The sequence below is a fragment of the Lutibacter sp. genome (assembly GCF_040883305.1).
Lineage (GTDB): Bacteria > Bacteroidota > Bacteroidia > Flavobacteriales > Flavobacteriaceae > Lutibacter.
This window is the reverse complement of the sequence record NZ_JBFLKT010000037.1, coordinates 1-8582: the sequence shown is the minus strand read 5'-3', so window position 1 is coordinate 8582 and position 8582 is coordinate 1. Positions and strand designations below refer to the sequence as shown.

Below are 8582 nucleotides of genomic sequence, written 5' to 3'. Positions count from 1 at the left end.
GGCTGTCTTGTGAGTCTGTAGAAGCTAATCCGCCAATCATCCAAGGCCTATCTTCGCCTTCTGATTTGATCAGGTCTGCTTCTACATAAAACTTAAAATTGTTTTCCACTTATAATTTATCTTTTACTTGATAAAGCAAAGTTAAGAAAATTTAATTTAAGTTTTACTTGTTTTTTAAATTCTATCTTTTATATAGAAACACTAACTATTATAGTAAGTTTTAAATTTTTGATGATTATTCATATTATTTTTTAATATAATTTGGATTTAGATAAAATCCGTCTTCATTAAATAAATATTTATCTTTAGTGTTTAATTCCAAGGATTCATTATAAGCTTTAATAGCTAATTCATATATTTCTTTATTGGAAGAGCAATCAATATAGTTTCTTATTTGGTAATGACTAGGTTGCGTATGATTTGACAATCTATATTTTTGACCATTTATTGTTATGTATTCACTTCCTGTCATAGCTTGATGATGCATATACGTAAATCCCAAATCTCTAATTGCCTCTGCTAATTCAAATCTTGTCATTTTTAATATCTTTTAGTATAATCAAATATAGCTATTTTATATTTATTATGCAAACTTTATTAATTATTTTTATTTAATTTCTATATATTCAACAAATTTATCAATTAAAGGATTAATAATTTCTTTACCTCTTAGCTTGTTTTTGAAAGAATTATTTACATTATTGTAATAATATCCAGACAGAGAGCCTGTAATTGCAGCAATTGTATCTGTATCATAACCCAAACTTACTGCCTTTTTTATTGAATCTGTATAATTGTTAGTCGTTATAAAGCAATGCAGGGCAGCCTCTAATGTTCCAATTACAAATCCTTTTGTATTAAAATTTTCTTTACTTAATATATAAATTAAATGTCTTGGAAGGGATTTTTCTTTGTTTAATCCATTTATGATATTATGAAAGTAATTAATATAGTCCATGCATGCATTGATAGAAATTTCATGTACATGAGTTATTGAAGAAGACTTAATTACAACTTCTTTTATTTTTTCTTGGTTTGAACCATATAATTCAAACACAAATGGTAGCATTCGCATTAAAGAACCATTTCCATTTGAATAAAAATCTTTGTTAATTTTATTATTAATTAATCCAGTTTTTGTAGAATGTCCAATATCAAATACAAGATTGTCAATAGCATATCTTCCATACTTAACCCAATTAACCATACACTCTCTTAAATCTTTATTGTTTGATATTGAATCTAGCGTGGCAAGCATTAAAGAGCTATCATCAGACCAAGTTCCCAATGGCTGATTGTGAGTTCCAAATCCAATCATATCAATTTTACTGACAGCAGGAGCTTTAAACTCAAAGGGGACACCTAGAGCATCCCCAATGATAAAACCATAAATACTATTTTTAATTTTTTGAAAGTTCATATTAAAAAACCTCCCAACCTTTTCTTTTTACAGATGCTTTTAAAACTTCTGTACATCCAGCCATTGTGCAGTAAAATAATCTACCTTCTTTTTCTGAAAACAAATAATGAGATGGAACATTTAATTCGGCTATTTCACTTGCTGTTTTATAACCTCTATCTCTTAAAGAAGTAAAGGTTTCTCTTGTCTTTTTGCAAGTTTGCTTGATACCGTAAGTTGATAAATCTAAAACTAAACTTTTTGCTTGATTTTTTGTAATTGATTTCATAACTTTTCGATTTTCTTTGTTTTAAATTTCGTTTCTTTCAATACTAAAATCTAACACTTTTATTTAAGTTTGCAAAAATATTTTCAATTATTTTCAAAATATTTTTCATAAAGTTCTTTGATATAATCTTTAGATACTTCACTGCCTCCAATAATAGTAATCATTTCTGATTTCTCTACTTTATCACTTTCTTTTTTTACAACTTTCATAGTATGTGATTCACTATTCATTCTGTCTTTAAAATTGCTCATTTCTTTATTTTTATTTTCCATAATCAAATATAGCTATTTTAGTTTACAATATCAAATTTCTTCAAGAAAAACTTCAATACCTATCAACATTCCATTTTTTAATTTATTTTGTTTTACTTTAGTTACTTTAAAATTAGTTTCTACGTCAAACAAAACTTCTTTTTCTTTTGGTGCATCTGAATAATCTTCTATACTACGCCCATTTTTAGATTTGATTTGATATGTTAATTCACCTCCTCCAAAATTATCAATTACGCTTTTTTCTTTTGTAGTGGAAGTAAATGAGCTGAATTGTATTTCATTTCCTTTTTGGAAATCTTCTAAATATTCACTTAATTCTTTGATAGGACTTTCTGCTCTATAAACAGTTCCTTCGTGTTTATCTAACTTATTAAGTCCGCTTGAAACAGACTTTATATAATCTTCCAACTCTTCATTTGGCGGTTTCCTACCTTTTCTAACATATCTATTTATTTCCCTATAATCTGATTTTGTGTAACCATTTAAAGCTTTCTTTTCTTCTTCTAAAATATTTCCATCATCTTTACTTAGTTCTTGTTCTTCTTTTGAGATTGTTGGCTTTTCCATCTCTTTATTTTCCTTTTGCCCTTCCGGGTTTTCCGAACTACCACTTCTTTTCTCTAATTCCTTTTTAGCTACTTCTTGCATTAAAGGGTCTTTTGCATTTTTAGCAGCTTGTTCTAAATAGTAATCTGGAGTTTCTTTTGCTTTTTGTTGTAATTGTTCTGGAGAATATTTTCCTACTACTTCTTTCCCCTCTTCTTTTGTATTTTTATCAACACCTTCTTTTTTATTAGAACCATATTGTTGTCCTACTCTTTTAAGCTTCCTATTTTTTGCATTATCTGCATATACAGCTTTTTCAAATTTGTTCTTATAATCAAAGTAAGTACTTTTCTTAATTTCTTCACTGTCTTTACTCAGCCACTTAAAATATTCTTCAGTGGTCATCTCTCCTTCATCAAAATTATCATTTTGACTTTCTAATACTTTTTCAAACTCCCCATCTTCTTTTTTAGGCTTTGAAAATACTTTAACTACATTATCGGCTATTTTATTTACAAACTGCATAAATGGATTTGATTTCTTAATTTCAAGTTTAGGAAGAACCATATTAGAAATTCTCTCTTCTAAATCAAATATTAAATCATAATCAACTATTTTATCTAATAAAACCCATTCATAACCAAAATGTTCACTTGTTTCAAGCATTAAAGGTCTTTTCTCTGATACGTGAGTACAGAAATAATGACTAGTTGATCCATCGGTATTTTTAAATGAATCTATGTAATAACCATCAATAGGAGTTACTTCTAATCCAGTCTCTTCTTTTAATTCCCTATATGCTGCTGCTTCAATATTTTCACCTTCATCTACATGTCCTCCCGGCAGACAAAACTTATTGGGTTCTAATTTGTTGACATTACCCCTTCTTAACAATAATATTTTATTGCCTCTTTCATTGAGGATTATAAAATCACTGTATTCTTGCTTTGAAGCTTTTTCTATATTTTCTCTAAACTCTTTTATTTTAGTTAAAGCCTGAGTGTATAATTCAGAATCTACTAATTCTAAATCGAAAGCTTTTTCTATATTTTCAAATGCAATTTCTTCATCACACAAAGTAAGTTCTTCTATTTCTTCTCCCTTATTAATAATTGCAGGGGCTAAATATTTAGCCGAAGTATCGTTGGCTTTGTTTTTGAAATTGCTATAAAGATTTTCGTTTAAGACTTGATTATTTACAATTACTTTTTTTGGATCTTCTCCTACTGGAGGTTTAGGGCAAGATTCAACATACTTGTTAATTATCTTTACATGTTCCCTCTTTCTAGATTCAGTATAATTACCATTCTCATCAATATGTTCTTCCTTTGATGTTTTTGAATTTTTAGTTTTTAATTCAATAAACTTTTCAGGACTTACATATACAGTACCTACATAAGCTTTTTGATTTTTCTTTTGAATAAGTCTTTTTACTGGAATGGTATTTTCTGATTTGCTCATAAGTAATCTGGTTTGTCTTCATCCTTTCTACCATTTCTCAACCACTTGTTTAGTTGATCGTCATAAGCAGGATTATCTTTTCTTGGCTTATCTATATCTTCCATTAAATTAATTTCAGGAAGAAAAAGGTTTGCTATATCTCTTTCAAGTTCTTTTTCGGAAATATTTATTTTTTTCTTTTTGTCAGCCATTGTTCTTGCTATTAAAATGTAAATTTAGTCAATTATTTAATAATTTATTTCCAAATTATTTTTTTGCGTTCTATTATAAGTGCTTCTATTTGGCTTGTTAAAAATGGAAATTCATCTCCAATAAATATACAGAGAAGCTCCATTTTATTAATAAACTCATAGTCTTTAAATGAAGGCATGTCTTTGTTGCTTCTTAATTCTTCTATTTTTTCAGCAAGTTTTACTATGCTAGATAATTTATTTTTAGATAATTCCTGTATTGAATTTAAAGTTAATTCTTCAATTGACAATATTAAAATAGCTTCTAGTTGTTCATAGCTAAAATCATTTGAAATTTCTTCTATAAGGAATTCATCTACTTTAAGAACGTCTTTTAATAAAGCAACTACTATAAGGTCTTCATTTATATCCTTATTTTCTAAAGCAGTATATTTAGCTATTATAGTAGCTGTTCTTTCAAGCTTTTCATAATCTTGCTTAGAATGTATTTCTTGAGCAAATAAATCAGCTAATTCTATTTTATTCAAAATTTACACTTTTTGAATTTGAATTTAGCAATAGGTCTTCCTCCAAATCCCACACTATTTAGATCAACAATACTTCTCATCCAAAAAACCCCATTCCCATAAAAATACCCATTTATTACCCCACCTAATGTTTGAGCTTTATTTGTATTAAATACATTTTTTACTTTTTCTTCTTGTTCTTTAGTTAATCCCATTTCTCTTACATTTCCCATTGATTTTCTGAATTTTTATAAAACTCAAATAATATCATATCATTATTAGAACTATTTGGTACAAATATTGAAATTTTAATTCTTTCTTTTGGGTATAATTTAGGATTGGGTAATTTTTTAAGTACTTCTTTTTTAGCAAGGTCGTATGTTTCAACTAGTTCTTCAAATGTTTTCATAATCCTAAATTTTAAATTAAGGGAGTAGAATAAATCTAATCTCCCCTAATAACCCCTAAACTATAATAATCTAAAATCCATACTTTAATAAACAAATATAAACAAAAAAGCATCCAATACAAATAGAGGATGCTTAATTTTTAATATTTATTTTTTTTATTCTATTCTAAGTGCTTTCAAAGCTTCAGATTTAGCTAATTTGTTATCTTCTACTTTTTCTTGCTTGGACTCTTCTTTCTTTTTCTTCTTATTACTTTGTTCATTATCAGTATCTTCTTCTGAATCACTATAACCTTCAATATTTTCTTTTTTGTCGACTTTTTGTAATTCTGGATAAATACCTTTAAATCTTTCAGAAGCAGCTTTCCTTACATCGTCAAAACTAAACATATTATGCTTGAGCTATTGTAATAGAGTATTCTTTATCTGTACTTAATCCACTTGCATCATCAATTGCTTTAATGGTAAAAACAAAAGTTCCGGCTACAGTAGGAGTTCCAGAAATTACACCTGTTGAAGAAGCCAAAGACAAACCAGTTGGTAGGCTTCCAGATTGAACTCTAAATTCAAAAGTGTCACTTAAACCGCTTGCTTCAATAGTGTCTGTATAAGTAACGTCTGTAGTTCCGGCAACCAATGGAGAATCTGTATCAAATATAATTCCTCCTACTACAAAGCTTGGATTGCTTCCATCAGTTTCAGCTACTAAAAGGTCTAATGAATTGTCGTTTGCAAAACTGATTATATCTGAAAAAGTTTTTGGTATCTTCTTAAATTCTTGAGCTAATTCTACTTCTAGCTGAGAGCTAAGAGCTTGAATATCTCTATCATCAAGAGAATAAGTTTCCATAACTGTAAAATTACCTATATTGTTTCCAGATATAGAATCAACTCTAAGTCTTCCTAAAATTGCTCCTCCATTATAAACTGAAATATCTTTCATGTCTTATTATTTTTTTATTTAATAATGTAAAATTACGAATTATTTTTAAACTTTTGAGAATTATTAATTAGCATATTTATTTTCTTTATTTAAGTACCTAGAAAAAGTAGATCTTGACAAATTATTCTCAATGCAAAATTGTCTTATAGACATATTTGATTTTTTAAATTTTATAATCATTTGATTGACAACCATCTTTTTATTAAATTTATCTAATGTATAACCATTAGAGCTTAGTCTTTCACCACTAAACAATCTCATGTATTCTACATTTAATTTCTTTTCTAATATAAAATAGTTACTAAATTTATATTTAATACCTGTTTTAATACAATATATTTCTACTTCGTCTAATAAATAATTATGCTTATCTTTTTTATATGGAAGCCATTCATTATTTATTAAATAATTATTTTTTATTCCATTTTTATACAAAGGAGATACAATTTTATTAAAAAATAAATTGCCTTCCGTTAAGGAATTAAATTTTTTAATTTCAAGTGTATAAACATTTATATAAGCACACTTTTTTCTTAAAGAAGGAATATCTCCCCCTAATCCCCCAATTCTAATATTATAAGTGTTTTTATTATTTACAAAATTTTTATTAACAACTTTTCTCTCATATTTATAAGCCTCTTCTCTTGTATCAAAAAATTTATGAGTCTTTCTTTTGAAATTTTTATATCCATATTTTACTACTGCATCTATGAAATGAGATTTTATTCCTCTATTTTTTAAATTTATAGCTGTTGCCATAGAACATATACCGCACCCTATATATCCATCCCTCAATCTTTCAGTTTTATGAACTCCATAGTAAACCTTCCCATTTAATTTGTTTATTGTTATATAAGTAAAATACATCAATTACCAGTATTTTTTAGCATAAACTCTAAATGCTTTTGCCCTTGGATCGTCTCCTTTTAGATTTTCTGCATGTCGAGCATAAAATTGCTCTTTTGCTTCTTTAGAATAGCCGTGATCATAACCCTTTGCTCCGAAATGATGCCATTTGCCATCCATATAAACCATTGCTTTCTTTCCTTTATTGTCTGATTCCTTTATAGTACCATTGGCTGGTTCTTTTTCTTCTGCTTTTTCTATAATTCCTAACACTTTTAAAGCTTCAGCTTTCTTTACTTCATCTTTGCCAGTTTTATCCTTTACTAATGCAATTGCAATAGCTTTAGCCCTTCCTTTATCTGTTACTATATTCCCATGGCTATCTTTTAATTTACCATCATTGAATTTAGCCATTACTTCAGACATTATTTTATCTTCAGTTGCTTCTGATTTTTTAACACTTCCTTTAGGAACACAATTAGGAACTTTCTTTCCATCTTTATCTTTAAATCCTTGCATCTCATAGCCATCCCAGCAAGGGTCTTCACCTTCCATCTTTTTAGCTTTCTCAACTTTGCCATATGTCATATTCATATTGGCTGCAATCCTATTTTGATTATTCTTAAAGTGTTCCATATCAATCTTTTTACAAATTTACTCAAAAAAGTATAAATAATTGACAATAAAAAGGGAGCCACTGAAATAGCTCCCCTTAAATCCAACCAAAATTAAAAAATATGAAAGTACTAATATAAGAAAGGTTTTCTAATTATTGGCAATAAAATCAAAAAATTGCCGAAAATTTGCAATTCGCGAATTAAGAATTAATATGCCTTACTGTTATTGAAATTTTAAAAGGAATATGTCTTTCTAGTTTTGAATAAATACCCTTTTCTTTATAACCCATTCCTGTAGGGTGTGATTTACTTTTTGAAACTATTAAAAAGTCTGAATATTTTTTATTAGGATAATAACTATTGCCTGATTTATTTTCTTTTTGACAATAAGATCTCCATGCTAATTGCATTTTAATAAAATTAAGTCTTTCAAGAAATTTTATGCTATCCCTTTCTGAATTTTTACCATCAAAAGTCTTTATCCTTTCAATACCAACTTTCTCTTTTATAATCTTATAAGTTATTATTATCATAATCTGTATTTAAAAGTTAAATCGCTATACATATATTTATCATTCATTTGGTTTTCAATTTTTCTAAAAGCTGCATTATGTCTCAAAGCAGGATCTTTTTTCTTTTCTAATAAAATTTGATGACTAATTTCATGAAGGAGTGCATACTCAATATCTACACATCTATTTAAATCTATTTGAATATTTAATGGCTTCATAGAGTTTGAGTATTGAAGGCAAGCACCTCCTTTACTTACACTACAAAACTTAATAGGAATAGGGTTTAACTTTTCTTTTTTGCAAACTTCTAGGTAGTAATTCTTAATGTTTTCGATTTTTGATTTCATTTCTTTTCGATTTTCTTACATTTCAAAGGTAAACAAAAATATTTGTTTTGCAAACTTTATTTAATTATTTTTTTAAATAATGTAAATTTTGTTTCAAATTTAAAATTCTCATAGTTCCAAGTCTTGCTAAACTATATCTCATTTTGTCATTCCATTTAGTATTAAATAGTAATTGTGGCTTTCTTACTATTCGTAAGCTATCCAAATCTATTATTCCGGCAAAGGAAGGTATTTGGCTTTTTGT

At 27.4% G+C, this 8582-nt stretch carries 16 protein-coding genes; all 16 read right to left on the bottom strand.

Going from position 1 to position 8582, the window contains the following annotated elements; genetic code table 11:
* Positions 1-244: 244 nt before the first annotated feature.
* Complete coding sequence (locus tag AB1Z17_RS01205; RefSeq protein WP_368049963.1) at positions 245-538, bottom strand: hypothetical protein; 294 nt, start codon at positions 536-538, stop codon at positions 245-247.
* 69 nt (positions 539-607) lie between these two features.
* Positions 608-1420, bottom strand: coding sequence for an ADP-ribosylglycohydrolase family protein (locus AB1Z17_RS01200; protein ID WP_368049962.1), 813 nt, complete (start codon positions 1418-1420; stop codon positions 608-610).
* A 1-nt stretch (position 1421) separates the two neighbouring features.
* On the bottom strand, positions 1422-1688 hold the full coding sequence (locus tag AB1Z17_RS01195) for a hypothetical protein (protein WP_368049961.1): 267 nt from the start codon (positions 1686-1688) through the stop codon (positions 1422-1424).
* 83 nt (positions 1689-1771) lie between these two features.
* The gene (locus tag AB1Z17_RS01190) at positions 1772-1918 is read right to left on the bottom strand and encodes a hypothetical protein (RefSeq protein WP_368049960.1); all 147 of its coding nucleotides are present in this window, start codon (positions 1916-1918) and stop codon (positions 1772-1774) included.
* A gap of 72 nt (positions 1919-1990) precedes the next feature.
* Positions 1991-3967 (bottom strand): NUDIX domain-containing protein, encoded by a 1977-nt coding sequence (locus AB1Z17_RS01185; RefSeq protein WP_368049959.1) that lies wholly within the window; start codon positions 3965-3967, stop codon positions 1991-1993.
* Positions 3964-4158 (bottom strand): hypothetical protein, encoded by a 195-nt coding sequence (locus AB1Z17_RS01180; protein ID WP_368049958.1) that lies wholly within the window; start codon positions 4156-4158, stop codon positions 3964-3966. Before AB1Z17_RS01180 ends, AB1Z17_RS01185 begins: the two co-directional genes overlap by 4 nt.
* Before the next feature lie 44 nt (positions 4159-4202).
* Positions 4203-4685 (bottom strand): hypothetical protein, encoded by a 483-nt coding sequence (locus AB1Z17_RS01175; RefSeq protein WP_368049957.1) that lies wholly within the window; start codon positions 4683-4685, stop codon positions 4203-4205.
* A complete protein-coding gene (locus AB1Z17_RS01170) occupies positions 4682-4897 on the bottom strand; it encodes a hypothetical protein (protein WP_368049956.1) in 216 nt (71 codons plus the stop codon). The genes AB1Z17_RS01175 and AB1Z17_RS01170 overlap by 4 nt, the downstream gene beginning before the upstream one ends.
* Entirely contained in the window at positions 4885-5073 is a 189-nt protein-coding gene (locus AB1Z17_RS01165) for a hypothetical protein (RefSeq protein ID WP_368049955.1), read from the bottom strand. The genes AB1Z17_RS01170 and AB1Z17_RS01165 overlap by 13 nt, the downstream gene beginning before the upstream one ends.
* Positions 5074-5229: 156 nt before the next feature.
* Positions 5230-5463, bottom strand: coding sequence for a hypothetical protein (locus AB1Z17_RS01160; protein WP_368049954.1), 234 nt, complete (start codon positions 5461-5463; stop codon positions 5230-5232).
* 1 nt (position 5464) lies between these two features.
* Positions 5465-6016 (bottom strand): Ig domain-containing protein, encoded by a 552-nt coding sequence (locus tag AB1Z17_RS01155; RefSeq protein ID WP_368049953.1) that lies wholly within the window; start codon positions 6014-6016, stop codon positions 5465-5467.
* Positions 6017-6079: 63 nt separating this feature from the next.
* Positions 6080-6886: a hypothetical protein gene (locus AB1Z17_RS01150; RefSeq protein ID WP_368049952.1), complete on the bottom strand. Its 807-nt coding sequence runs from the start codon at positions 6884-6886 to the stop codon at positions 6080-6082.
* Entirely contained in the window at positions 6887-7498 is a 612-nt protein-coding gene (locus tag AB1Z17_RS01145; protein WP_368049951.1) for a hypothetical protein, read from the bottom strand.
* A 181-nt stretch (positions 7499-7679) separates the two neighbouring features.
* Positions 7680-8012 (bottom strand): hypothetical protein, encoded by a 333-nt coding sequence (locus tag AB1Z17_RS01140; protein WP_368049950.1) that lies wholly within the window; start codon positions 8010-8012, stop codon positions 7680-7682.
* Entirely contained in the window at positions 8009-8338 is a 330-nt protein-coding gene (locus AB1Z17_RS01135) for a hypothetical protein (RefSeq protein ID WP_368049949.1), read from the bottom strand. Before AB1Z17_RS01135 ends, AB1Z17_RS01140 begins: the two co-directional genes overlap by 4 nt.
* 64 nt (positions 8339-8402) lie before the next feature.
* A partial coding sequence (locus AB1Z17_RS01130) for a hypothetical protein (protein WP_368049948.1) occupies positions 8403-8582 on the bottom strand: 180 nt, incomplete at its 5' end.

Coding starts and splice junctions, on each gene's coding strand:
- AB1Z17_RS01205 (WP_368049963.1), bottom strand. CDS start 538: ATGACAAGATTTGAATTAGCAGAGGCAATTAGAGATTTGGGATTTACG.
- AB1Z17_RS01200 (WP_368049962.1), bottom strand. CDS start 1,420: ATGAACTTTCAAAAAATTAAAAATAGTATTTATGGTTTTATCATTGGG.
- AB1Z17_RS01195 (WP_368049961.1), bottom strand. CDS start 1,688: ATGAAATCAATTACAAAAAATCAAGCAAAAAGTTTAGTTTTAGATTTA.
- AB1Z17_RS01190 (WP_368049960.1), bottom strand. CDS start 1,918: ATGAATAGTGAATCACATACTATGAAAGTTGTAAAAAAAGAAAGTGAT.
- AB1Z17_RS01185 (WP_368049959.1), bottom strand. CDS start 3,967: ATGAGCAAATCAGAAAATACCATTCCAGTAAAAAGACTTATTCAAAAG.
- AB1Z17_RS01180 (WP_368049958.1), bottom strand. CDS start 4,158: ATGGCTGACAAAAAGAAAAAAATAAATATTTCCGAAAAAGAACTTGAA.
- AB1Z17_RS01170 (WP_368049956.1), bottom strand. CDS start 4,897: ATGGGAAATGTAAGAGAAATGGGATTAACTAAAGAACAAGAAGAAAAA.
- AB1Z17_RS01165 (WP_368049955.1), bottom strand. CDS start 5,073: ATGAAAACATTTGAAGAACTAGTTGAAACATACGACCTTGCTAAAAAA.
- AB1Z17_RS01160 (WP_368049954.1), bottom strand. CDS start 5,463: ATGTTTAGTTTTGACGATGTAAGGAAAGCTGCTTCTGAAAGATTTAAA.
- AB1Z17_RS01155 (WP_368049953.1), bottom strand. CDS start 6,016: ATGAAAGATATTTCAGTTTATAATGGAGGAGCAATTTTAGGAAGACTT.
- AB1Z17_RS01145 (WP_368049951.1), bottom strand. CDS start 7,498: ATGGAACACTTTAAGAATAATCAAAATAGGATTGCAGCCAATATGAAT.
- AB1Z17_RS01140 (WP_368049950.1), bottom strand. CDS start 8,012: ATGATAATAATAACTTATAAGATTATAAAAGAGAAAGTTGGTATTGAA.
- AB1Z17_RS01135 (WP_368049949.1), bottom strand. CDS start 8,338: ATGAAATCAAAAATCGAAAACATTAAGAATTACTACCTAGAAGTTTGC.